23 protein-coding genes and 1 tRNA gene are annotated in these 22,373 nt (G+C 61.4%); 10 read left to right on the top strand and 14 right to left on the bottom strand.

All coding sequences use genetic code 11. The features are described from left to right. Nucleotides 1–117 precede the first annotated feature (117 nt). On the top strand, nt 118–318 hold the full coding sequence (locus L1075_RS08215; RefSeq protein WP_040243149.1) for a hypothetical protein: 201 nt from the start codon (nt 118–120) through the stop codon (nt 316–318). Nucleotides 319–425: 107 nt separating this feature from the next. On the opposite strand, the gene L1075_RS08210 is transcribed toward L1075_RS08215, so the two are convergent. The 3 genes from L1075_RS08210 to L1075_RS08200 all read right to left on the bottom strand — a co-directional run bounded on the left by L1075_RS08210 (nt 426) and on the right by L1075_RS08200 (nt 3,295). Further along, entirely contained in the window at nt 426–1,247 is an 822-nt protein-coding gene (locus L1075_RS08210) for a Tim44 domain-containing protein (protein WP_040243148.1), read from the bottom strand. Between the two features lie 117 nt (nt 1,248–1,364). After that, nucleotides 1,365–2,153, bottom strand: coding sequence for a peroxide stress protein YaaA (gene yaaA / locus L1075_RS08205; RefSeq protein ID WP_040243146.1), 789 nt, complete (start codon nt 2,151–2,153; stop codon nt 1,365–1,367). Between the two features lie 110 nt (nt 2,154–2,263). Beyond that, nucleotides 2,264–3,295 (bottom strand): NADP(H)-dependent aldo-keto reductase, encoded by a 1,032-nt coding sequence (locus tag L1075_RS08200; protein WP_040243145.1) that lies wholly within the window; start codon nt 3,293–3,295, stop codon nt 2,264–2,266. A 261-nt stretch (nt 3,296–3,556) separates the two neighbouring features. On the opposite strand from L1075_RS08200, the gene L1075_RS08195 reads away from it, so the two are divergent. Beyond that, nucleotides 3,557–4,066, top strand: a complete 510-nt coding sequence (locus L1075_RS08195; RefSeq protein WP_040243144.1) for a tetratricopeptide repeat protein — start codon at nt 3,557–3,559, stop codon at nt 4,064–4,066. Between the two features lie 131 nt (nt 4,067–4,197). Beyond that, nucleotides 4,198–4,695: a hypothetical protein gene (locus L1075_RS08190; protein WP_040243142.1), complete on the top strand. Its 498-nt coding sequence runs from the start codon at nt 4,198–4,200 to the stop codon at nt 4,693–4,695. Between the two features lie 70 nt (nt 4,696–4,765). Here the strand turns inward: L1075_RS08190 and L1075_RS08185 are convergent, their stop codons facing one another. The 7 genes from L1075_RS08185 to L1075_RS08155 form a co-directional block, all read right to left on the bottom strand. Then, nucleotides 4,766–5,737, bottom strand: a complete 972-nt coding sequence (locus L1075_RS08185; RefSeq protein WP_246894463.1) for an NAD(P)H-quinone oxidoreductase — start codon at nt 5,735–5,737, stop codon at nt 4,766–4,768. Between the two features lie 66 nt (nt 5,738–5,803). Then, nucleotides 5,804–6,352: an LOG family protein gene (locus L1075_RS08180; RefSeq protein ID WP_075367773.1), complete on the bottom strand. Its 549-nt coding sequence runs from the start codon at nt 6,350–6,352 to the stop codon at nt 5,804–5,806. A gap of 74 nt (nt 6,353–6,426) precedes the next feature. Then, nucleotides 6,427–6,948 (bottom strand): DUF501 domain-containing protein, encoded by a 522-nt coding sequence (locus L1075_RS08175; RefSeq protein WP_040243381.1) that lies wholly within the window; start codon nt 6,946–6,948, stop codon nt 6,427–6,429. Then, a complete protein-coding gene (locus L1075_RS08170) occupies nt 6,932–7,246 on the bottom strand; it encodes a hypothetical protein (protein WP_040243139.1) in 315 nt (104 codons plus the stop codon). Before L1075_RS08170 ends, L1075_RS08175 begins: the two co-directional genes overlap by 17 nt. Before the next feature lie 28 nt (nt 7,247–7,274). Next, complete coding sequence (gene ybaK, locus L1075_RS08165) at nt 7,275–7,745, bottom strand: Cys-tRNA(Pro) deacylase (protein ID WP_040243138.1); 471 nt, start codon at nt 7,743–7,745, stop codon at nt 7,275–7,277. Continuing rightward, nucleotides 7,742–8,152, bottom strand: coding sequence for an acyl-CoA thioesterase (locus tag L1075_RS08160; RefSeq protein ID WP_040243378.1), 411 nt, complete (start codon nt 8,150–8,152; stop codon nt 7,742–7,744). The genes ybaK and L1075_RS08160 overlap by 4 nt, the downstream gene beginning before the upstream one ends. A gap of 108 nt (nt 8,153–8,260) precedes the next feature. Then, nucleotides 8,261–8,686 (bottom strand): hypothetical protein, encoded by a 426-nt coding sequence (locus tag L1075_RS08155; RefSeq protein ID WP_246941320.1) that lies wholly within the window; start codon nt 8,684–8,686, stop codon nt 8,261–8,263. A gap of 37 nt (nt 8,687–8,723) precedes the next feature. On the opposite strand from L1075_RS08155, the gene L1075_RS08150 reads away from it, so the two are divergent. Continuing rightward, a complete protein-coding gene (locus L1075_RS08150; RefSeq protein WP_246941324.1) occupies nt 8,724–9,881 on the top strand; it encodes a MalY/PatB family protein in 1,158 nt (385 codons plus the stop codon). Nucleotides 9,882–9,944: 63 nt separating this feature from the next. On the opposite strand, the gene L1075_RS08145 is transcribed toward L1075_RS08150, so the two are convergent. Then, nucleotides 9,945–10,889, bottom strand: a complete 945-nt coding sequence (locus L1075_RS08145; protein WP_246894462.1) for a thioredoxin family protein — start codon at nt 10,887–10,889, stop codon at nt 9,945–9,947. Nucleotides 10,890–11,044: 155 nt separating this feature from the next. Between L1075_RS08145 and L1075_RS08140 the strand changes: the two genes are divergently transcribed. Further along, entirely contained in the window at nt 11,045–11,833 is a 789-nt protein-coding gene (locus tag L1075_RS08140; protein ID WP_246941318.1) for a DUF3750 domain-containing protein, read from the top strand. A 67-nt stretch (nt 11,834–11,900) separates the two neighbouring features. Here the strand turns inward: L1075_RS08140 and L1075_RS08135 are convergent. Further along, nucleotides 11,901–11,977, bottom strand: a tRNA-Met gene (locus tag L1075_RS08135). Nucleotides 11,978–12,148: 171 nt separating this feature from the next. On the opposite strand from L1075_RS08135, the gene phbB reads away from it, so the two are divergent. After that, entirely contained in the window at nt 12,149–12,898 is a 750-nt protein-coding gene (gene phbB, locus L1075_RS08130; protein WP_040243373.1) for an acetoacetyl-CoA reductase, read from the top strand. 58 nt (nt 12,899–12,956) lie between these two features. Here the strand turns inward: phbB and L1075_RS08125 are convergent, their stop codons facing one another. Next, entirely contained in the window at nt 12,957–15,719 is a 2,763-nt protein-coding gene (locus L1075_RS08125; RefSeq protein ID WP_246941316.1) for a DUF349 domain-containing protein, read from the bottom strand. A 301-nt stretch (nt 15,720–16,020) separates the two neighbouring features. Between L1075_RS08125 and minC the strand changes: the two genes are divergently transcribed. The 4 genes from minC to sbcB all read left to right on the top strand — a co-directional run bounded on the left by minC (nt 16,021) and on the right by sbcB (nt 19,454). Beyond that, on the top strand, nt 16,021–16,749 hold the full coding sequence (minC, locus tag L1075_RS08120; protein ID WP_040243133.1) for a septum site-determining protein MinC: 729 nt from the start codon (nt 16,021–16,023) through the stop codon (nt 16,747–16,749). Between the two features lie 76 nt (nt 16,750–16,825). After that, nucleotides 16,826–17,644 (top strand): septum site-determining protein MinD, encoded by an 819-nt coding sequence (minD, locus tag L1075_RS08115; protein ID WP_040243132.1) that lies wholly within the window; start codon nt 16,826–16,828, stop codon nt 17,642–17,644. After that, nucleotides 17,641–17,895 (top strand): cell division topological specificity factor MinE, encoded by a 255-nt coding sequence (gene minE / locus L1075_RS08110; protein ID WP_246941314.1) that lies wholly within the window; start codon nt 17,641–17,643, stop codon nt 17,893–17,895. Before minD ends, minE begins: the two co-directional genes overlap by 4 nt. Before the next feature lie 71 nt (nt 17,896–17,966). Beyond that, nucleotides 17,967–19,454, top strand: a complete 1,488-nt coding sequence (sbcB, locus tag L1075_RS08105; protein ID WP_246941312.1) for an exodeoxyribonuclease I — start codon at nt 17,967–17,969, stop codon at nt 19,452–19,454. A gap of 84 nt (nt 19,455–19,538) precedes the next feature. On the opposite strand, the gene L1075_RS08100 is transcribed toward sbcB, so the two are convergent. Then, the gene (locus tag L1075_RS08100; RefSeq protein ID WP_246941311.1) at nt 19,539–22,364 is read right to left on the bottom strand and encodes an insulinase family protein; all 2,826 of its coding nucleotides are present in this window, start codon (nt 22,362–22,364) and stop codon (nt 19,539–19,541) included. Nucleotides 22,365–22,373 lie beyond the last annotated feature (9 nt).

Genomic DNA, 22,373 nt, shown 5'->3' with positions numbered 1-22,373 from the left:
GGCTGGGGTTTTTTTATGGGTATGCGGATGCCATGGCGTCGTACTATTTGCCTGTTGTTGTGCCCTATGCTTTAGTGAGCGTTGTACATGGAGTACGTAACTATTAAGGAGAATAGTATGCTGCGTAGTGAATGGCTTCGCAAAATGGCCTTGGCACTGATCATTGGCATGACGGCAGTCGGTGTCGTGGCGTGTGATGATGAGGGGCCGGCAGAAGAGGCTGGAGAGTCCGTGGACAACGCCATGGACGATGCGGGAGATAGCATGGAAGAAGCGGGCGAGGATATTCAAAATGCAGCCGAGGACGCGCAGGACTAAGGCTTTGCGTTGATCGTTTTGTATTCCTGAAGGCCGGGCATTTGCCCGGCCTTTTGCATGTTTCTTATAGAGTAAAGCGCCGCCAACGTGACGTATGTTTACTGGCATCAAACGCTGGGATTCTGCTCAATGCCCTGCACATACCAAGGCGCCCCATCACGTAAGTCGCGGATCAAATGCCAAGTCTCGTTGAATTCGGTTTGCTCGCCGTTTTCATCGAGAATGCCGTGGAACAGGACGCTGGCTTCGGCTTGTTGTCCGATTTCCCTGACATCTCCCAGCTCGGCGAAAAGACGTACGATTTCTGTACGGTTGTTCGCGGGCTGCTGCGCGCGTTCTTCGCGTAGCAAGTTGTAAAGCGCCGGAGTGACGTATTCCTGGATCTGCGCCAGATCGTTATTGTCCCAGGCGCGTTGCAAGGTCATGAAATGTTCTTTGGCGCCGCCGAGAAAGCGCTCTTTGTCGAACCACTCGGGTGTAGTGCGGTCGCCCGGCATGGACGTGCCAGTGGTGGAGTAAGGCGTCGAGTTGTGAGTCGCTTCTTGATGCGGCTGGCGTGTCTGATGCTGCGGCCCCTCGCTGGTCACCATACGGCGGGCTCTCAACAAGCGGAACGCGAACCAAGCAATAAGCGCTACCAGCAGGATATCGAGGAAGCGGATGCCGTCGAAGGCGCCGCCGAAGAACAGCGAGGCCAGCAACCCTCCAGCGAGCAAGCCGGCAAAGGGGCCGGCGAAACGCGATAATCCTGCGCTGGGCTGGCGTTGAGTGGTTGCCGCATTCGTGCGACTCGTGGCGGCGGGACTATCCGCGGAGCGCGAATAACTGCCAAAGCTCTTGCCACCGCCGAGCCGTCTAGCATCGGCATGGTCGACTGCCAAGCCAAAGCCAAGCAAGCCGACCACGAGCATTACGAAAAGGTTGCGCATGCGCATCTCCCGCAGAATGAGAAAGAGGGTGAAACCGGATTCTCGATTCTAGCGGGGATTCAACGTTGAAGATATCTGTATTGCTAGGCGCCGACGCAATGCCGGCCATCCACGTGCTCAGGCAGTGGCTGCTTCACTTTCATTACGTGTGAAAACCCATGTATCGCCGTCAGACAGGCTGTTATTGAAGCGATAGCCGCCGACATCGAAGTGTTTCAAGTCTTCGGGGGCGTCGACACGCTGACGAATCATCCAAGCGGCCATCAAGCCCCGGGCTTTCTTGGCATAAAAGCTGATGATCTTGAATTGACCGTTTTTCTCATCCTTGAAGACCGGAGTGATGACACGACACGTCAAGCGTTTGGCATCAATGGCTTTGAAGTACTCGTTGGAGGCGAGGTTGACCAGTACCGGTGAACCGCTTTCTTCCACGGCTCGGGTAATATCCTGGGTGAGCCGCTCTCGCCAGAAGGCGTAGAGGTCCTTGCCCGCCGGATTGGCCAGCTTGGTCCCCATCTCCAGACGATAAGGCTGAATTAGGTCGAGAGGGCGTAGTAGTCCATAAAGCCCTGAGAGGATGCGCAGGCGCTGTTGTGCTTCCTGATTATCCCGCTCGCTGAACGAAGGTGCGTCCAGCCCCATGTAAACGTCGCCCTGGAACGCCTGCACGGCCGGCTTGGCGTTCTCTGGAGAGAATGGCGGTGCCCATTCGGCAAATCGCGCGGCATTGAGTCCTGCCAGCTTGTCACTGATGCCCATCAACTCGGAAAGCCGTTGGGGAGAATAATCGCGCAGGATCTCGATCAGTTCGGCGCTTTGCTCAAGGTACTCCGGTTGGGTGTAGGTCGCAGTCGTCGGAGATGTTTCGAAATCCAGTGTCTTGGCCGGTGAAATGACGCTTAGCATGCGCAGTCCTCGCGTTCGGGATCGGAAGATTTATTACCGTCAGTATAACAAGCGCACCAGGGTGGTCCGATGATGGCGTACCTATCGTGGTGATAGGCACGCCATCATCGTCAGGGGCAGGGGTTGGGATGCTGACGATGTACGTTTTCGATGGCCTCGAGCACGTTATCGTCCAGCGTCAGGTCCTCGCTGGCCAGGTTAGTGTCGAGCTGCTTGAGCGTGGTTGCACCGATGATGTTGCTGGTCAAAAACGAGCGTGAGTTGACGTAGGCCAAGGCCATCTGGGCAGGGTCCAGCCCGTGTTCGCGTGCGATCCCGACGTAGGCGCGAACCGCATCCTCGGCAAGATCTGACGTATAGCGCTTGAAGCGCTCGAACAAGGTCAAGCGGCCTTGGGGCGGACGCGCGCCATCGAGGTATTTACCGGTGAGTGCGCCGAAGGCCAGGGGCGAGTAAGCCAATAGGCCGACATCTTCGCGATGGGCGATCTCGGCGAGCCCGACCTCGAAGCTGCGATTGAGCAGGTTATAGGGATTCTGCACGCTGGCCACACGTGGCACGTCTAGTGAGTCGGCGAGGCGCAGGCTTTGCATCACGCCCCACGGCGTCTCATTGGATAGCCCGATGGCGCGAATCTTGCCGGCATCGACTAGCTCCTTGAGGGCCGTGAGCGTTTCGGCCAACGGCGTAGCATCTTCGTCCGCATCGTGCTGATAGCCCAACTTGCCGAAAAAATTGGCGCTACGGTCGGGCCAGTGGAGCTGGTAAAGATCGATGTAGTCGGTGTTGAGGCGGGTCAGGCTAGCGTCGACGGCACGCTGCAAATGTTCAGGGGTTAGACGCGGGCCACCGCGTATATGCTCGAGGCCAGGGCCGGCCGCCTTGGTGGCGATGACCAGGTCGTCGCGTTTGCCGCGTGCCTTGAGCCAACTGCCGATATAGGCCTCGGTGCGTCCTTGGGTCTCGCCCTTGGGCGGGACGGGGTACATCTCGGCGGTATCGATGAAGTTGATGCCTGCGGCAGTGGCGCGATCGAGTTGCGCATGCGCATCGGCTTCGGTGTTCTGTTCGCCGAAGGTCATAGTGCCTAGGCACAAACGGGTGACATTAATACCGGTCTGACCGAGGGGACGTGTCTGCATTTGGGGCTCCACGCGGGTATCGAAAAAGGGATGGAAACGGCATGGTAGCGGTGCCTCGAGTGCGCGGCAAACGGGGGTTGAGTCCGTCTGAGGGTAGGCGTATGCTTGGCGCCCCGTTGCCGGGGATAAGGGCACTAAAGTGGTGTGTCAGGCAACGGTGACAGTGGTTTTATCCGGGGTGTTGGCGCGTGCAGGGAGAGCCCGAGCCGACGCAATCGTTTACGTACCTTTTCGGTCACGACGACTTCAGGGTCGATGGTTATGCAACAGGTATCCTCACTGCGGATTCGGCTCGAATACCGTCTCGCAGCCCAACTGTTACATGCCCGCTGGATGACACGCTCTCCCGGCAAGCATCGTTTGACGATGCGACTTTTTCAGCGCTGTGCCGAAGCCGGCCACACCGCCGCGCTTTCGTTCTATGGCCATATGCTGTTTCATCGTGGCAATTCCCCACAGGATAAGGCCAAGGGCGCGCGCTACGTCTTTCAGGCCGCCTACGCGGGCGATGTGCATGCGCAATACCAAGCGGGGCGCATTTACGAGTTCGGCTGTGCGCAGTACGCCCGTCGCGAAGAAAAAGCGGTGACATGGTATGCGCGTGCCGCCGAAGCTGGCCATGGCCTGGCCGCCGAGCGTATGGCCGAGGCCTACCGTCATGCCCACCTGGGGCTTCCCGTCGATTCCCGGCGTGCCGCGCAATGGTCGGCACTTGCCGAACGCGCGCAACGCAGCGAAGCCGGCGAGCCGATCGCGTCACTGACGCACTGAGACGTACTGAGGTAGTGCCGTGGGGGCTCGCATCGTGCTTCCCGTTCACGTAGTCTGATTGGCGTGGCCCCGGTGGACATCATGGGCCCACGCCACGTTCGTGATATCGCTTTGAAGAGGAATGCTGCCACGTGTTGCCGATACTGCTCGATATCGAAGCGTCCGGTTTCGGGCGTGGCAGCTATCCGATAGAGGTGGGCATCGCGCGGGCTGATGGCAGTACCTGTGCCTTCCTTATTCAACCGTTGGAAGAGTGGACCCACTGGGATCCCAAGGCCGAACTTTTGCATGGCATCTCGCGTGGCCGGCTGCATCGCGAAGGCTATCCCGTCATAGAAGTCGCGCGATGGCTCAACGATGAGCTAGCGGCTGACGGCATCGCCTATAGTGATAGCTGGGGATACGACAATACCTGGCTGTCGCTATTGTTCCACCACGCGGGTATGCTGCCGCGCTTTCGCCTCGAGGCATTGCGGCGTCTGCTGGATGAATCGCAACTCGAGCGGTGGGGAGCGATGAAAGAGGTCATCATCCGCGAGCGAGGCATTCAGCGCCACCGAGCCGGTGACGATGCACGCCTGTTGCAACTGACTTATCAGCGTACGCGTGATGCCGCAGGGCTTGCCTAGAAAGCCTTTGTAGAGCCTTCTAGACCGTTTTCCAGTCACCCGCCCCGCGGTAGTTGGCTTTCGATCGTCGTTACCCTTCCCCGCTGACGCTCAACAGCACCTTGCCTGTGTTGGCATTGTCGATCATGTGCTGCATCGCGGTATCGGCATCCTGAATCGGCCATGCCTTGTCGATTAGCGGCTTGATTTCCCCATTGGCCAGTTTGGGCCAAACATGGGCATGCAGCGCATCGAGAATAGCGCCTTTGGCGCGGGGAGAGCGCGAGCGCAGCGTCGAGCCGATGAGACGCTGGCGCTTCATCAGCATATGACCTAGGTCGATCTGGGCGTCACGCCCTCCCATCAAGCCGATCAATACCACCCGCCCATCGGGGTTGAGCACCTGTAGATCCTGAGCTATATAGTCGCCGCCCACTGGGTCGAGAATCATGTCCGCACCGCCCCAGTCTTTGATCGGCGTGACGAAGCTACCTTCGTGCCGGTTCCAGCCGGCATCGGCACCGAGCCGCTTACAGGCCTCCAGCTTTTCCTGGCTGCCGACGGTCACGAAGCATGGGTTGCCGAAGGCACGGCACAATTGAATGGCGGCCGTGCCTACGCCACTGGCACCGGCATGTAACACGATGCGTTCGTCGCGTTTGGCGGCGCCTTCCATATACAGGTTGAGCCATGCGGTGGCGAACACTTCTGGCAGCGCGGCGGCGTCACGCAGGCCGAGGCCTTGGGGAATGGGCAGTACCTGGGCCTCGGCGACCACCACCTGCTCGGCGTAACCGCCACCGGCCAGCAGCGCGCAGACTTTGTCGCCGGGCTTGAAGCGCTCCACGCTGCGGCCCACCTCGGCGATGGTGCCACTGACTTCGAGCCCGGGAATCTCGCTTTCGCCGGGCGGAGGCGGGTATTGCCCCGCACGTTGCATCACGTCGGCGCGGTTCATCCCTGCCCAGGCGACATCGATGCGGACTTCGTCAGCGGCAATGTCGCGCGGCGTGTCATGGGCTTGCCAGATCAGCGTCTGATCGTTGATGGCGATAGCGTACATCGACCTTTCCTCCTTGAAACTGGGATCAGCTGTCCGCCGCCCGTGAGACGGGCGCTCACGAGGTGGTTATGCGTGTTGCGCCGCCATCAAACGGTCGAGCAAGTGATCGGGGTCAGCGGCGGCGACGAGTCTCGCGCGTGTCTCGGGATTGAGAAAGCCTTGCGCGACGGTGTGATCCAAGAATTCCAATAATGGGCGATAGAAGCCGCTGACGTCGAGTACACCGATAGGCTTGTCGTGAAGTCCCAAGTATTGCCAGGTCCACGTCTCGAATAACTCTTCCAGGGTGCCGATGCCGCCGGGCAGGGCGATGAAGGCATCGGCGTGCTCAGCCATGGCAGACTTGCGCGCATGCATATCGTCGACACGCAGCAGATGCGTCAGTCCCTCGTGCGCCAGCTCGCGCTCGACCAGATGATGGGGAATGACGCCAATGACCTCGCCGCCTTCGTGGAGTGCGGCATCGGCCACGGCCCCCATCAGGCCGACGCGGGCACCACCGTAGACCAGTCCCCAGCCGCGTTGCGCGATGCACCGACCCAGCGTCTCGGCGGCGTGACGAAAGCCGGCATCGCGTCCTTCACGCGATCCCATATAAATACAGATGCGCACGATTCCCCCTTATCAGATCGATAGACTTGTCTCGACATCCTTGTCTTGCACGATGAACTGCCAGGTGTCACAGAACGCTAACGCAGACAGGCGAGCACATCGTACTCGGCATCCATCCAGCGGCCGATGGCGTTGTCGCCGCATAGATGATGGGCGTATTGCATATGCAGACAGCGCACTTGATCCCAGTTGGCGATGCCGCCGATGCCGCGCCGCGTGAAGAGGTCGCGATAGCCTTGGCGGTCGACGATGTCGCGCTCCGCGTCGCTCATGGTCTGCCAGCGCTGGGCCACGTAATCCTCGTGACTACGCCGATACGCGGCCATGAAGTCGGTCTCTTCCTGAAGGCGTGACTCGAGAGCCTTGATAACGCCTTGGGCCTCGATGCGCGAGATGGCGACTTTCAAGTGGTCGGAGCATAGCCAGAAATGCGTCGGGAACGGTTTGTCGTCGACGATGGCATGCATGCGCAGCACCAGCGGGGTGCCGTCTTGCGTGGCCGCAGCCACGGTTTGGATGCCACGCGGCGCGCGGCCCAGTTGTTGAGTAATGAGGGCCAGTTGGCGCTCATCGGGCGCCGTTTCAGGGCGAATCACCATCGCGGGGGTCCAGTACGAATTTCGGCGAGTGGGCCACGGCCCGGAAGAATGCCGTATTGAGCTGCGCGGGCGTTGGCACGTAGTGCCATTCACGCTCGCAGTAGTCGCGTGCTCGTGCGAGTAAGGCGTCATACAGGCGGTTGAATGGAGCATCATAATCGTAGGGATCAGCGCCGGGCAACCGCAGGTGAGGATAGTCGGCGAAGCGTGCCACGAAGAAGCGCTCCAACGCTTGCTCGACCCGGCGGTGTCGGGGCTTGTCGTCGGGCGTGAGCCATAGATCGTAGCGAATCGCCATGCGAGCCTTCCCACCTATCGAAAGTGTGTCATGCCCGCGTCAGCGGGGCCGTGGTCGCCTCGAGCAGATCGATCAATGCCATCGGCGCCAGGCATATTTCCAGGCCGCGCCGACCGCCACTGACGTGGAGCGACGACAAGGCATGGGCGCTGTCGTCCACGAAGGTAGGCAGGCGCTTGCGCTGCCCTAGCGGGCTGATGCCACCCACGACGTAGCCCGTGGTGCGCTCGGCCAGCATGGGGTCGGCCATCTTGGCTTTTCGTGCGCCGGCAGCCTTGGCGAGTCCCTTGAGGTCGAGTGTGGCCATGACGGGCACCAGGGCGACGACGAGCCGCCCGTCATCGAGTTGGGCGAGCAAGGTCTTGAACACGCTATCCGGTGCCAGCCCCAGCGCCTTTACGGCTTCCTCGCCGTAGGCGGCGACCTTGGGATCGTGCGTGTATTGCAGCACCTCGTGCGGGATGGCCTCGCGCTTCAGAAGTCGAATGGCAGGCGTCATGCGGGGGCGGGCTCCTCGTCGATCAGGTGCGCGGCGAGTGCCTCACGAAGGTCGCCGGTCAACGCTACCGCCGAGCCCTCGGTGTGATCGTAATGCACCAGCACCACATGGCCTCGAGCGCCCAGGCGACCTGCCTGCCAGGCCTCCTGGGCCACGGTGAAGGAGCTGTTGCCCAGCCGCGAAATCCAGGTGCGAATCTCGACATCCTGCCCATAGAACAGCTCGGCGCGGAACTCTACGTCCAGTTTGGCCATGATTAACGGCCACTTACGGGGATCAAGATCGGGCACGAACAGACGAAAAAGATCGTTGCGTGCCAGCTCGAACCAGGCCGGCAAGCGCGTGTTGTTGATGTGCCCGAGGGCATCGGTGTCGTAGAAAGCCGGCTCCACGCGGCGTGTGAACATGTCATTTCCTCGGGTCGCCGCCATCGAAAAAGGTGTTTTGCACGCTAACTAGCATCGGCTGCTGATGGTATGTGGTCAAGTCTATACGTAGCCCTTGGCTAGTGGTCCTCAGATAAGACGCAAGGCATCCTGGTCGACCCAGGCGGCGTCCAGGGCATCGGCAAGCGGTGTGCGCAAGTGGTCCGGTAGAGCCGCGTGGGCGGCGTCGAGGGACTGAAAATCGCGGTTGCGCAGCCAGCAGTAGGCCCAGGCACAGGCTTCCTCCTCGTCGTCAGGCGTTGGGCGTGCCGGCATCTGGATTAACAGAAAGACGGCGGTACGTGCCGCCCACAGAGGCGGTTGGCAGTCGCTGCTCCATTCACGCAGACAGCGCCCATCGGGTTCGACTTGCGGTTCGCCGAGCCCGGCCAGGCGCGAGGTATCGGCGAGAATCATCGCCAGACGATCGGGGGCGGCCTGGCCCAGCATCAGCCAGCGTCTCACCAGACGTGGCGTGCCTCGCATGGCCTTGGCATAGAACGAGGTTTCAGGCATGTTCGAGAGTCTTCCGTTCGAGTCGATGAGTCTTAGCATGCAATACGATTTTGCCACGCCGTTGGATCGGCGACAGTATCCTTCACAGAAATGGCAGCGTTATGCTGACGATGTCCTGCCGCTATGGGTCGCGGACATGGATTTCGTGTCGCCCCCGGTGATCGTCTCGGCGCTCGAGGAACGCGTGTCCCATGGGGTCTTCGGTTATGGCAGATTGACCGATACGCTTCGCGAGACGCTCTGCGCGTGGAGCGCCGAGCATTACGGCTGGTCGATCGAACCTGACTGGCAGGTATGGATCCCCGGCGTGGTGCCGGCGCTACATCTGGCCGCCCAGACTTTCTGCAGTCCTGGCCAGGCGGTGCTGACAGCGACGCCGATCTATCCGCCTTTTCTACGTGTGGCCGAACGCAGCGGCCGCATCGCCGAGCGCGTGATGCTGGCCGAGCCCGAGGCGCCGGGCGCGCCTTGGCGTCTCGATCTCGAAGCGCTGGAAGCCTCGATCACGCCGCAGACACGCCTGCTGCTATGGTGCCATCCGCACAATCCCACGGGACGCGTCTGGGACGAGCACGAACTACATACCCTGGGCGAAATTGCCGAGCGCCACGACCTGTTGATCGTCTCCGACGAGCTGCATTGCGATCTGATACTCGACACGACGCGCCAGCATCGTCCGTTGGCGTCTTTATCGCCGGCCCTGGCCCAACGCACGATCACCCTCTGGGCGCCTTCCAAGACCTTCAATATCGCTGGGCTGTCGAGCGCCTGCGCGGTGATTCCCGACCCCGAGCTACGGCGGCGTTTTCGCGAGGCGGCAGCGGGGTTACTTCCCGAGGTCAACATCCTGGGATTGACCGCCTCTCAGGCGGCGTATGCTCACGGCGACGCCTGGCGCCGTGAATTGCTGGCGACGCTTAACACCAATCTGCAGAGGTTGCGCGATCATGTAAACCGGTGGCCTGGCGTCACGATGGCGTCGCCCGAGGCGACTTATCTGGCGTGGCTCGACATGCGCGAGGCGGGGCTTGGCGCCTCGCCACAGCAAACCCTACTGGACTCGACGCGCGTCGCCTTGTCAGATGGCGCCGATTTCGGGTGCCCCGGCTTCGTGCGGCTTAACTTCGGCACGCCCACCCATCTACTCGAAGAGGCGCTGGAACGACTCGATACACGGCTTTGTCATTCCGGATAGCGATGTTCCGGGGGTGCGAGGCGCAGGGGATGTCCTGACGTGAGGCATCCCCTGTGGCAGGGCTTAGTAGAGCAGCGCGAACATCTTGCGGCGATAGGCCACCGTCAACGGATGGTCGGCGCCGAGGGCGTCGAAGACGCGCAGCAAGGTCTTGCGAGCCACATCGTCGCCATAAGCACGATCAGCCTTCATCAATGCGAGTAGCGCATCGAGACCGGCTTCGTATTGGCCATCGGCGACTTGGCGCAGGGCGCGCTTGAATTGCGCCTCGCTATCGTCGCGCTCGCCCAACTCGGCTACTTCCTCGGCACTTGGGGCTTCCTCACCAAAGTCTAGGCGTGCGCGGACGCCGCGTGCCTTGGGCGTATCCCGATGCTCCGGTGGCAGGTTGTCGAGCAGCGATCGGGCATCCGCCGCATTGCCTTCTGCGGCTAACGCGCTAGCGAGCTCGATCTGATAGTCATAGTGCTCGGGCCACTCCTTGACCAGCGTTTCGTAGATACCGCGTGCGGTGGCGGCATCGCCCGCTTCGAGAGCCTGTTGGGCTTGCTCCTCGGGGGTGGCCTCGGCAGCCTCGGGCGCCTTGAGATACTGCGACAACCATTCGCGGATCTGCGACTCCGGCAGTGCGCCCTGAAACTGATCGTAAAGCTGACCCTGCACGATTAGCTTGACGTCGGGCACCGAGCGGATGCCGAGTTGCGTGGCGATTTCCTGATTGTCCTCGATGTTCAGCTTGGCCAGGGTAAAAGCGCCGCCGTATTCGCGGGCCAGCTTTTCGAGCACCGGCATGAGGTTCTTGCACGGCTCGCACCAGGACGCCCAACTGTCGAGCAATACCGGCCCCTGCATCGAGCCTTCGAGCACGACTTGCTGGAAGTTGGACATGTCGACATCGACGATGTACTGAGAGACATCCTGAGTGCCGGCATTGGTTTGAGAGGCGCTAGTGTCTCCGTTTTGAGGAGACGTAAGAGGTTCGCCGGTACGTGGGTCGATGATCGGCATGGCAATGGCCTTTCGATAGTATCGTGTGAACGTAAAGCGTAAAGACGCTGTTGAACTGCCTCTCGTTATGCGGGTCACGAGGCGTGGATTCAAGCCCCCGGCGCTGGCGAGTAATGGTATGGAGCGAGTGCATCACGACGCCTGGAGACAGCCGCATGCATCGAGCGATCAAGAAAAGCTTATGGCTGACGGTGAGTCTGGCCGTTGTGCTGGTCCTGTTGCTGGCTGGCCCGGCCTATATGCTGGCGAGTCAGCGTATCGAGCTGGGTGGCGTCTGGTCGCAGGCGGACCGTTCGTCGGCGGAACTGGCGCCCGCGCCGAGTGCCCATCCCGAGGCCCTGGTGCAGGTATACGCGGCCCGCGCCTTCGATTGGCGAGGAGCGTTCGGCGTGCATACATGGATCGCCACCAAGCCAGCCGACGCGACGCATTACCAAGTCCATCAGGTTCTCGGCTGGCGGCGGCCCACGGTGTCCTCGCGTCGCGGCGTGCCCGATCGGGCTTGGTATGGAAGCGCCCCGACCTTGCTGACCGAGCTGCGAGGTAAGGCGGCCGAGCGTGCGATTCCCGAGATTCGCGAGGCCGTGGCAGCGTATCCAGTGACCGACCGCTATCGCGTGTGGCCGGGGCCCAATAGCAACACCTTCGTGGCCTGGGTGGTACGTCGGGTTCCGGGATTGCGTGTCGACTTTCCGCCGACCGCCGTGGGCAAGGATTACCTGCTGAATTCCATCGTGGCCGAGGCGCCTAGCGGGACTGGCTACCAGGTATCTCTGGGCGGATTGTTGGGCCTGACCGTGGCCTATGACGAGGGTATCGAGTGGCAGTTGCTGGGCCTGACGCTGGGCGTGGATATCACGCGGCCAGCGCTCAAGTTGCCGGGCATCGGACGACTGGGCATGGCGTCATCCGAGCATACGAAAGGGGTTGGCGAGGCTGAGTGAGGTGCGACGCCTGGTCAGGAAGCATAAAAAAAGCGGCGTCCTTAAGGACGCCGCTTTTTTATCTGTTTGGTAGCGGGGACCGGATTTGAACCGATGACCTTCGGGTTATGAGCCCGACGAGCTACCAAGCTGCTCCACCCCGCATCGACTGGGACGTATTCTACTGTTTTTGAGGCCTAAGTCAAGAATGGATTCATCTAGCGTGCAGCCCGCTCAAACTCGATCATACTGAAGTGAGGTAAGACGCCATGGAGGCGAGTCAAGGTGGCACTTCCCGCTAGAAGCGCCACATCACGACATCACGGGGGGATGGACATGACCACGCAAACAGCACCCATTGCCTGGGTCACCGGGGGCACCGGGGGCATAGGGACTGCAATATGCCTGGCGCTGGCCAAGGCGGGATATTTCGTCGTGGCGAGTTACCATAACCGCGAGAAAGCTCAGGCCTGGCTTGCGGATCGTCGCGCCGAGGGCATCGACAATGTGGCATTGGCAGGCATCAATCTTACTGACTTCGATGCTTGCCACGCTGGTGTAGATGACATTCGCCGCGAATACGGTCCGGTTGAGCTGCTGGTCAACTGTGCCGGCATTACACGTGACAGTACGCTCAAGAAGATGTCACCTCAGCAATGGCGTGAGGTGATTGATTGCAATCTCAACAGTGTGTTCAACACCTGCCGTTGTGTGGTCGAGGACATGCTCGAGGCTGGCTACGGGCGCATCGTCAACATCGCCTCGATCAACGGACGTAAAGGGCAGTTCGGTCAGGCCAATTATGCGGCGGCCAAGGCGGGGATGCATGGTCTGACCATGTCATTGGCGCAAGAAACCGCGACCAAGGGTATTACCGTCAATACCGTCTCGCCAGGCTATATCGCCACCGACATGATCATGCTGATTCCCGAGAAGATTCGCGAATCGATCCGCGAGGGCATTCCGGTCAAGCGGTTTGGCGAGCCGGAGGAAGTGGCGCGAGCGGTGGTGTTCTTGGCCGACCGCGAATCGGGGTTCATTACCGGTGCCAACCTGGACATCAACGGTGGGCAGTTCATGGGCTGAATCGGCCATGGTAGCGCTCCGCTAAAGCAGGTTGGCGGAGCGCTCATCGCAAGCATCCTCAGGCTACGCGTTGGGCGATAACATCGAACAAGGCATCGAAGCGCGTGACGCGGGAGGCCCAGACATCGGACGCGACAGGGCCGGTTTCCAACAATTGACGCAAGACGTCGGCCAGTTCCTGGTCGGGTTGCGGTGCCTGGCCCAGGCCATTATTGAGCCGTGCGACTTGCACCTCCAGGCGCAGCGGCTCTTCCTGTGCAGCCACCGGCTCGTCGGCAAGCAGCGCCACTTGAACCACCAGTCGGCTCAGTTCGTGATTCGCCGTTTCGCTGTCGCCCTCTCGGCGAGCCGCATTACGTGCCGTATGGGCATCCTGTAGGTCCTGAGGCATGCCCTCGGGAAGCGCGACATCCGCTGTTTGGCCGTCTCGCAAGGATGCGTCATCCGCGGCGACATGAGAGTCGAGCAGAGGGCGTAGGCGCGTCCAGCGTTCGGCTTGCTCAGCGAGGATCAGTTGCGCGAGACGCTCGCGACGGGCACGTACGATCCCTTGCCAACGACGGCGCATGCCTTCGCTACGACGGCCGCCGGGTAAGGGCTCTAGGGCTTCGGCGTCACGCACGGCACGTTCCAGCGTCTCGCTGTCGTCGGCGCGTTGGGGTTGCCAGGCATCGAAGCGGTCGATCAGGGCTTGCATGTCGTCCAGGCGTGCCTGGGCTTTTTGGGCACGATTTTCCCGCTCAGCTTCACGGGCGGCGAAGATACGATCGCAAAGTCCCCGGAAATGGCGCCATAGCATCTGCTCTTCGCCCTTGGCGGCACGCCCCAGTTCCCGCCAGCGGGACTGGAGCGTCTTGGCCGCTTCGGTGCGTTGCGAGGAGGGCATGTCGGCTTCCATCAGGGCTTCGGCCTCGGCGATCAAACCGCGTTTGGCCTCGCCGATTTCATTGGCCCGACGGTCGATTAATGCCTGCAGTTCATGGCGGATGTGGCCGAAGCGTTGGCCGAGCGGCTTGGCGTGCTCGCGAGGGACTGGCGAGAATTGCTGCCATTGCTCACGTGCACGGTCGCGAATCTGACGTAGCACATCAGGGTCAGCCTGGGCATCCGGGTGCGTGATGAGTTCCTCGAGTTGTTCGCACAGTGCTTCGCGTGCCTCGAGGTTACGGGTTCGCGCGGCATCGCGTTGCTGGTACCAGTCGTTCAGGGCTGCGTGAATGCGCTGCGAAGCACTGCGAAAACGCTGCGAAAGCTCTGCTGTGGCAGCGGCATCGCCCAACGCTGCCCATTCCTTGACCAATTGACGATGACGGCGGTCACGCTCGGCATCGGGAGATTCGTCATCCTCGGCCAGCGCTTCGATGCTTTCGATGAGTTGCGTGCGCTTGGGGCCTGCAACGAAGCCGCGCCAGTCGCGCAACTCGGCCAGCCGAGCACCGAGACGCTTGAGGTGGGCTTCCAGGTCGCCGCGCGAGGCGCGGGGCAAGGCATCGATACGCTGGCGCAGCTGCCGATGTAGACGGCTGGCGGTCTTGAGAGTGCCACGATCGAGCTGGCTTTCGAGTTTATCGAGGTCCGTACGCAGTGCCGAGAGGTCGACGGGCGTGCTTGCATTGGCCGCTTCGGCGTTACGTAGTTGCCGGGCTTCGTGAATCAGCGGCGTGGGTGGCAGGTCGTGTGGCCAATCGATCCTCGTCAGGCAGTCGTCGATGGCGGCATGGTCGTCGCGCAAGGCGGCTTCGAGTGACTGGGCCTGCGTCGAGGCACGATCCCAAGCGTCGCCGATATGCTGGCAAGCGGCTTGCGCTTCAGCATAGCGTGCCTGGATGTCCTCTTCCGGTGGGTAGTGATCGGAAAGAGCCAGCCAGCGTTCGCCGTGCAGGCGTTGTTGGGCGCGCAGGCTGTCGATGTCCTGGTGGGTCAGTTGCGAGGCCTGCTTGAGGCTCGCGACGGCATCCTCAAGTGCTTCGACGAGCGCCTCGCGGGTGCGTGCTGCTTCGTCCTGACGTTGTATCGCCTGATGCTGGGCATGACCTTCGGTCTCATGATCGGAGAGCGTCTTGTGACAGCGCTGGCTAGCTTCCTGAAAACGCCGCTCCTGGTCGTCGCTAGGGGTGTCGGTCAGTGCTTCCCACTCGCGGACAAGATGGCGATAACGCGCACCGTAGAGAGGTTCCCAGGCATGCAAGGCATGCGCTTCGAGGGCCTCCAGAAGGCGTTTTCGAGTGGCCTGTTGGGCTTGCGTTTCGGCGGCATCGGCACGTTGGCGTTGTAGGCGCTCGCGAGCCTTGCGCGTGACGATTTTGTCGCGCCTCGCTTCGCGCGCCAAGCGTTGCAGGCCTTCGGTGCTCGAGACGCGCTCAGCCGCGGCGTGGCGAACCACGGCAATGCCATTGTCGCGTGCCTGCTGGATCAGCGTTGCCTCGTCATCGAGCTTGGCTAGCGCGGTCAGGCGTAGTTCCTGATTGTCCCCCGTCTCGACGAGTTGCACGAGCAGGTCGCGATCGTTCAGTGTGTCGAGCAAAGCGAGGCGTTGCGTCAAGGGCGGTGCCCCGGGCACGCTGCCGGACAACAACTGCATGAGACGGGCTCGCAGCTCGGGGCTGTCATGCGTGCCGAGCCATTCAAGCAGCGTCGAGGGGTCCTCGAACTGGGCGAGAGCCTCGCGCCTTACGCTGGCATCCGCATCGTGCGTTAGGCGCTCGAGGGCGTGGCGGTCGGCCGATTTGTGAATATCGAGTTGCGCAATGGCAGCATGACGGACGCGAGGGTCGCGATGTTGCCAGCGTGGTGCAAAAAAACGGCGGAAGAATCCAGACATGACCGGGCATGCATCCCTGTTCTTGGCGTATTAAATGCGTGGCGATAACGCCGAGACGGCGTTCCTGTCGTCTCGCGTCGGCCACGATATTAGCAAAAAGCGTCACGTAATTGAGTGTCGTGTGTGCTATAGCGTATCAAAGCATGCGAGCCGGCATCGGGAAAAGGCGACGATGGCAAGGGCGTCGGTTCGCGGAGACACCTGACAAAGTCGGGACGCTGGTCTTATCATCAGTTGCAGCCATCACGACCCTCGCTTAGCTTTACCTTTATACATCAGTCATCAGCTGTGGAGTGTGGCCATGAGCCTCAACATGGATCGGGTAGCATCGGCGTTCACCTTCAAGGGTGGCATGTTGCCCATGACGGTCATGGAGCTGACGAGCGCCGACCCTGAGCAGATACGGGCTCAGTTGGCCGGCAAGGTGAGCCAGTCGCCGGCGTTTTTTCAACATACGCCGGTGGTGCTCAGCGTCGAGCAGCTCGATGAACCGCACTTGGCGCTGGAGCGTATTTGCGCCGTGTGCCGCGCTCACAAGCTGCTGCCGGTGGCTGTGCGTGGCGGCACCGACCCTGTGAAGCAATCCGCTTGGGCGTTGGGGCTGGGCTGGTTCCCGCCGCAAGAGGCGCGTCCGCGTGCCGTGGAAGAGGCACCGCTCGCCGCCGAGCCGCAACCCGAGGGCGAGGCCTCGCCCGCACCGGCCGTGGGACGTATCTACCGCGGTACAGTGCGCTCGGGTCAGCAGGTCACTGCGCCTGAGGGCGATCTGGTCGTGGTCGGTGCGGTCAACCCGGGTGCCGAGGTCCTGGCGGCGGGCAGCGTGCACGTTTATGGCCCGCTGCGTGGTCGTGCGTTGGGCGGCATTCATGGGGATCGCCAGGCGGGCATCTTCTGTAAGGAATTGCATGCCGAGTTGTTGTCGCTGGCCGGCAATTACAAACGGCTGGAAGATATCGACCCGCGCTTGCTGAACCAGCCTGTACAGGTTCAACTGCGCGATGACCAATTGAACATTTCATCGCTCGGCTAGTCGGGATGTCAGGGCGCCATGTTGCGCCAATGTGGATGGCTAGTACGAACGACTCAATAGCAACAGGAAGCTCATCTTGGCCAAGATCATTGTAGTGACCTCCGGCAAGGGCGGAGTTGGCAAGACGACCAGCGCCGCGGCTATCGCCACGGGCTTGGCGTTGCGTGGCAACAAGACCGTGGTGATCGATTTCGACGTGGGCTTGCGTAACCTCGATTTGATCATGGGGTGTGAGCGGCGCGTGGTGTATGACCTGATCAACGTCATTCAGGGCGAGGCTGGCCTCAATCAGGCGCTGATCCGTGACAAGCGGACCGAAAACCTGCATATCTTGCCAGCCTCGCAGACACGCGATAAGGAGGCGTTGACCCCTGAAGGGGTGGAGAAGGTGCTTGAGACGCTTTCCCAGGAGTACGACTTCATCGTCTGCGATTCGCCAGCGGGCATCGAGCACGGCGCACAGTTGGCGATGTATTTCGCCGACGAAGCGATTGTGGTGACCAATCCCGAAGTATCGTCGGTCCGCGATTCCGACCGCATTCTCGGGCTATTGGCGTCCAAGACACGTCGCGCCGAGCGCAGTGAACCGCCGGTCAGAGAGCACCTGCTGATCACGCGCTATGATCCCAACCGGGTAACTTCTGGCGATATGCTGACGCTCGAGGACGTACGCGAGATTCTGGCCATCAACCTGGTGGGGCTGATCCCCGAGTCGGAAGCGGTGCTACGCGCCTCGAACCAGGGCGTGCCGGTCGTGCATGACATGGATAGCGACGCCGGTCAGGCTTATGCCGATACCGTTTCGCGCCTGCTGGGCGAGGACGTACCGCTACGTTTTCATGAGTACCAGAAGAAAGGGCTGCTCTCCCGTATGTTCGGAGGAGGTCGCCGGTGAAACTACTCGAATTTCTCAAGCGCGAACGCAAGAAGTCGGCGTCGGTGGCCAAGGAGCGCCTACAGATCATCGTGGCGCACCAGCGCGGTCAGCGTGACCAGCCTGACTACATGCCGATGCTGGAAAAAGAGTTGCTCGAGGTAATCAGGCGTTACGTGCAAGTGGACCAGGATGCGATCAATATCAGTCTCGATAGCGACAATGACTGTTCGGTGCTCGAGCTTAACGTCACGCTGCCGCGTGACGAGTAGGCGCATTCCGGCTGAGTCGGTTGGCCGGGTATGCTAGGCTGATCGCTTTTGGCAGTGGGGAGACTGCGGTCATGGCGCAGGGCAAGAGCGAGCCGACCTTTCTTTGGCATGACTATGAAACTTTCGGTGCCGATCCTCGGCGCGACCGCCCTGCGCAGTTCGCCGCGATCCGCACCGATCTCGATTTCAACCCGATCGGCGAGCCGCTGACGTTCTATTGCAAGCCGGCGGATGATTTCCTGCCACATCCCCAGGCCTGTCTGATTACCGGTATCACACCACAAGCCGCGCGTCGTCGAGGTCTTGCCGAGATCGAGTTCGCCGCGCGCATTCATGACGAAATGAGCGTGCCCGGTACCTGTTCGCTGGGCTACAACACGCTGCGCTTCGACGATGAAGTCAGTCGTCATCTCTTCTACCGCAACTTCATCGATCCGTATTCCCGCGAGTGGCAGAACGGCAATTCACGCTGGGACTTGATCGATGTGGTGCGTACTTACCATGCCCTGCGTCCGGAAGGCATCGAGTGGCCGACGCGTGACGACGGTGCGCCGAGTTTTCGCCTCGAGGATTTGACCGCCGCCAACGGCATCGACCACGCCGGGGCCCACGACGCCCTGGCCGATGTACGGGCGACCATCGATTTGGCGCGTCTTCTCAAGTCGCGCAATTCTCAACTGTTCGAGTATCTGCTCAAGCTGCGCGACAAGCGCACGGTCGCCAAGATGCTGGACATCCAGGCGCGCAAGCCGATGCTCCATATCTCGCGGCGCTATCCTGCCAGTCGAGGCTGTAGTGCGCTGGTGGTGCCGCTGGCCGAGCATCCGAGCAATCCCAATGGGGTGATCGTCTATGATTTGTCGGTAGACCCGACGCCGCTGCTGTCATTGAGTGCCGCACAGATTCGCGAGCGGGTATTCGCCAGTGCCGATGAGTTGTCCGAGGGCGAGGCACGCATTCCGCTCAAGGTGATTCAAATCAACAAGAGTCCGGTGATCATGCCGGCCACCTCGCTCAAGGACACCAGCGGCCCCCGTCAGGGCGAATATGGCGACATCGTGGCCCGGCTGGGGCTGGACATGGAGGCCTGTCGGAAACATTGGAAGCAGCTTCAGGCCGCGCCGGATGTCGCAACCAAGGCCGCCGAGGTATTTGCCGATGGCCCCGGAGCGCCGCCCAGCGACCCGGACTTGATGTTGTATTCGGGAGGTTTCTTCTCGCCAGCGGATCGTCGCGAAATGCAGCGTGCCCGTGAAATGGCGCCCTGGGATCTGGCTGATGCGCGTTTCGCCTTTCAGGATCCGCGCCTGGAGGAAATGCTGTTCCGTCTGCGGGCGCGTAATTATCCCGATACGCTGAGTGGCGACGAACAGGCGCAATGGGAAACCTACCGTTGGGCGCGCATGAACGATGCCGAGGTGTCGAGTCTGACGCTGACGGGGTTTGCACGCGAGATCGAACGCCTCAACCAGGCCTCGCTGGATCCGGAACAGCGCCAGGTGCTCGAGGAGCTGGTCATGCACGTCGAAGCGATGATGCCGCCGCAGGCGTTCGATTGACATGCGATACGCGCTGACCAGATACGACACGCCCGGGCCATGAGCCCGGGCGTTTTGCATGGTGGGTATCGTCAGCGACCGCGCTCAGTCGCTGGCGGGGAGTGGCCGGAAGTCGTGCGTCAGCCCCATGACATCGCTGGGCTGGGTATCGGCGTCGTAGCTCACCGTGAGTGGCTTTGTGTGCCGCAGCGAGCGCCATGCCTGGCGAATGGCCGAGGCATCCATGGCGTCGACGCGATCCGCGAGTTTCTCACGCCGTGAGAAGTCAGGCTCGGCGTAGGCCAGCGTCTGCCAGAGGCGGTTGGTCAGCTCGCCCAGGCTGTTGTCGCGCTCCCTCAAGCGACTGCTGACCGCGTCGCGATAAGGTGCCAGCTCGCTATCGTCGAGTGCTTGAAGGCGTGTGTCGAAGTCATTCAGGAAGGCATCCATGCGTGCGGCGATGCGCTTGCTGGGCGTATCCGGAGATTGCACCAGCATCGCCAGGCCCGGTGCATCGAGTACGGGCGAATAACCGGCCGTGACGATATAGCCGAGTTGCTCCTCGGTGCGTAGCTGGTTGTAGAACGGCGATTCGAGCATCTTGCCGAGTACTGCCAGACGGGCTTGACTGTCGAGACTGCGGTCCGGGCCTTGCAGATAGCGCAATACGGCAGCGTCGTTGCGGGTACTGCGCGGATGCAGGGTCGGCGGCGTCTCTGGAACCGCCAGCGGTGACAGAGCTGGGATGTCCGAGGACTCGAGCCGGGGTGTGAGTGCATTGGCGACTTGCAAGCCCTCACGGCGTGCCAAGTCGGCATCCAGGTTGCCTACCGCCATGGCTTGCAGATAAAGATTCCCGAGGAAGGCGTCGCGATAGTCACGCAGGTCGCCGACGCTCAGCGTATGCAGCGCCTCGAGCATCGCGGATGTCGTCCACTGAGGGCGCAATAGCGACTCACCGAGCGTGCGATACATCTGCTGATGCAGCGGCGCTTGGGGCGCGTTTTGCCATTGCTGCGAGAGACGGTACTTGACGCGCGAGAAGCTTTCTTCGCTGATGTCACCTTCCTTTAAACGTGCGACGACGTCTCCCATCAGCCGTGCCTGACGGTCGCGCCAACCGGAGAAGGTGAGCGTGATACCGCGGGCGTGGGCGTAGGCATCGAAGGATTGTCCGGCCAGCCGGGCTGGATAGAAGCGCTCATTGAGACTGTCGGTGATCCAGCCGGCGAGTAGACGCGTCAATGCGGCATGGCTGGCGCTGTCGGAGGCGTCGGGGTTCTGCAGGCTGAAGCGCCACTCCACGCGCGGTGTACCGAAGCGATCGTTGGCGAGGTGCCAGAGCTCTACGCTGGGCGCCTCGACGATGGCCTGTGGTTCATCGCCACTGGCGTCGTGAACTTCTAAATCGCTGGCGATGAAGGGGTTATGCGGCGGCAGGCCGAGTTCATCGAGCGGCGCGGCCTCCGGCCAGTCCGAGAGGCGCGTCAGCGTATAGGGTGCGTCGAAGTAGGGCGAGGTATCATTGCCGTCGACGTCCGGGCCGCTATAGACGCGCAATAAGTGCGACGGGGTCATGTCGGCGAGATAATCTCGAATACGTGCGGCATCGAAACCGTCCATGCGGTACGGCGCGTATTGCACATCCTCAAGCGGATAATCGGCCAGATTCATGGCCAATTGGCTGACTTGATCGATGGGCTCGCCCGGTTGCTGAAAACGAAACGCTTGTTGGTTGAGGCGAGCTTGCTCGTCGTAGCGCCACGCCTGCAGCCCGTCCTCGCGAATCCGTGCTATCTGATCGAACAAGCTAGCCTGAATGCGATCGATGTGTTGCGCGCCTTCCGGCGTGAGGCTGACCGAGACGGCGAAGAGCGCGTGCTGTCCATCGCCGTTCATGGTGCCTGCCGAGAGACCATCGGCCCATCCCTTGTGACGCAATGCCGCCAGCAGACTTCCTTCCCCTTCATGGCCCAACAGGTTGGCGAGATAGTCGGCCGGTTTGGTGCGATAGTCACCCTGCGGATCGGGAATCGGAAACAGGAAGCGCACCTGCTTGTCCTGCGATAGGCTCTTGACCTTCAGGCGTGCGGGGAGCTCGTCGTCGGTAACCAAGGGAGTGTCGATCTCGCTGCGCGATAAATGACGATCGGGCACCTGGGCGAAGCGGTCGCGAATCATGGCTTCAAGCTCATTGAGCGATTGTGGACCGATGACCGTTAGATGCATGACATTAGCGCCGTAGTGCGCCTTGTAGAAATCGACCAGACGTTCGCGGAGCGATGACGTATCTCCGTCCCTGAGTGTCTCCAGGCTACCGACCGAGAAGCGGGTCATTGGGTGTTCGGGGTTGAGGGCCTGATCGATGGCCTCTTGAAGACGCCGGCTATCGTCGCGCAGGCGTGCCTGGTACTCCGAGTTGACGGCGTTACGCTCGCGGTCGACGTACTCGGCATTGAAGCGCGGGGCAACGAAGAAGCGGCTGAAGCGATCCAGGGCTTCGGGTAATGCCTGCGGCTCGATGTCGAAGAAGTAGTTGGTGTCGCGTGAGGCGGTGAAGGCGTTGTGATCACCGCCGTGGGAGGAAATGAAATTCTGGTAGGCGTCGGCTTCCGGGTAGCGGTCGGTGCCCAGGAACAACATGTGTTCGAGGAAATGTGCCAAACCGGGGGTGGCGTCGGGGTCGTCGGCGCTACCGACGTCCACGTTCATGGCGGCGGCAGCCTTGTCGGCCTGCGGATCGCTGACCAGCAAGATCTCGAGGCCATTGTCGAGCGTCAGGGCGCGGTAGTCGCGGGTATCGTTGGGGCTGACGGTTGGCTCGACGACCTCGGCCACCGGGTCGCTGGCGCGCGCCGTCTGGTAACCGACGACGAGAAGGATGAGCGCACCGAGCAGCCAGCGGCATGCAAGGGGAGGGGGCGAAAACACGGTAAAGAC

The organism is Chromohalobacter beijerinckii, assembly GCF_023061185.1.
Taxonomy (GTDB): Bacteria; Pseudomonadota; Gammaproteobacteria; order Pseudomonadales; family Halomonadaceae; genus Chromohalobacter; species Chromohalobacter beijerinckii.
The sequence above is the reverse complement of the archived record's forward strand: the minus strand, read 5'-3'. Positions and strand labels throughout refer to the sequence as shown.

What these genes read in the sequence shown, in the direction of transcription:
- L1075_RS08215 (WP_040243149.1), top strand. Translation starts at nt 118, where the DNA reads ATGCTGCGTAGTGAATGGCTTCGCAAAATGGCCTTGGCACTGATCATT.
- L1075_RS08210 (WP_040243148.1), bottom strand. Translation starts at nt 1,247, where the DNA reads ATGCGCAACCTTTTCGTAATGCTCGTGGTCGGCTTGCTTGGCTTTGGC.
- yaaA (WP_040243146.1), bottom strand. Translation starts at nt 2,153, where the DNA reads ATGCTAAGCGTCATTTCACCGGCCAAGACACTGGATTTCGAAACATCT.
- L1075_RS08200 (WP_040243145.1), bottom strand. Translation starts at nt 3,295, where the DNA reads ATGCAGACACGTCCCCTCGGTCAGACCGGTATTAATGTCACCCGTTTG.
- L1075_RS08195 (WP_040243144.1), top strand. Translation starts at nt 3,557, where the DNA reads ATGCAACAGGTATCCTCACTGCGGATTCGGCTCGAATACCGTCTCGCA.
- L1075_RS08185 (WP_246894463.1), bottom strand. Translation starts at nt 5,737, where the DNA reads ATGTACGCTATCGCCATCAACGATCAGACGCTGATCTGGCAAGCCCAT.
- L1075_RS08175 (WP_040243381.1), bottom strand. Translation starts at nt 6,948, where the DNA reads ATGGTGATTCGCCCTGAAACGGCGCCCGATGAGCGCCAACTGGCCCTC.
- L1075_RS08170 (WP_040243139.1), bottom strand. Translation starts at nt 7,246, where the DNA reads ATGGCGATTCGCTACGATCTATGGCTCACGCCCGACGACAAGCCCCGA.
- ybaK (WP_040243138.1), bottom strand. Translation starts at nt 7,745, where the DNA reads ATGACGCCTGCCATTCGACTTCTGAAGCGCGAGGCCATCCCGCACGAG.
- L1075_RS08160 (WP_040243378.1), bottom strand. Translation starts at nt 8,152, where the DNA reads ATGTTCACACGCCGCGTGGAGCCGGCTTTCTACGACACCGATGCCCTC.
- L1075_RS08155 (WP_246941320.1), bottom strand. Translation starts at nt 8,686, where the DNA reads ATGCCTGAAACCTCGTTCTATGCCAAGGCCATGCGAGGCACGCCACGT.
- L1075_RS08150 (WP_246941324.1), top strand. Translation starts at nt 8,724, where the DNA reads ATGCAATACGATTTTGCCACGCCGTTGGATCGGCGACAGTATCCTTCA.
- L1075_RS08145 (WP_246894462.1), bottom strand. Translation starts at nt 10,889, where the DNA reads ATGCCGATCATCGACCCACGTACCGGCGAACCTCTTACGTCTCCTCAA.
- L1075_RS08140 (WP_246941318.1), top strand. Translation starts at nt 11,045, where the DNA reads ATGCATCGAGCGATCAAGAAAAGCTTATGGCTGACGGTGAGTCTGGCC.
- phbB (WP_040243373.1), top strand. Translation starts at nt 12,149, where the DNA reads ATGACCACGCAAACAGCACCCATTGCCTGGGTCACCGGGGGCACCGGG.
- L1075_RS08125 (WP_246941316.1), bottom strand. Translation starts at nt 15,719, where the DNA reads ATGTCTGGATTCTTCCGCCGTTTTTTTGCACCACGCTGGCAACATCGC.
- minC (WP_040243133.1), top strand. Translation starts at nt 16,021, where the DNA reads ATGAGCCTCAACATGGATCGGGTAGCATCGGCGTTCACCTTCAAGGGT.
- sbcB (WP_246941312.1), top strand. Translation starts at nt 17,967, where the DNA reads ATGGCGCAGGGCAAGAGCGAGCCGACCTTTCTTTGGCATGACTATGAA.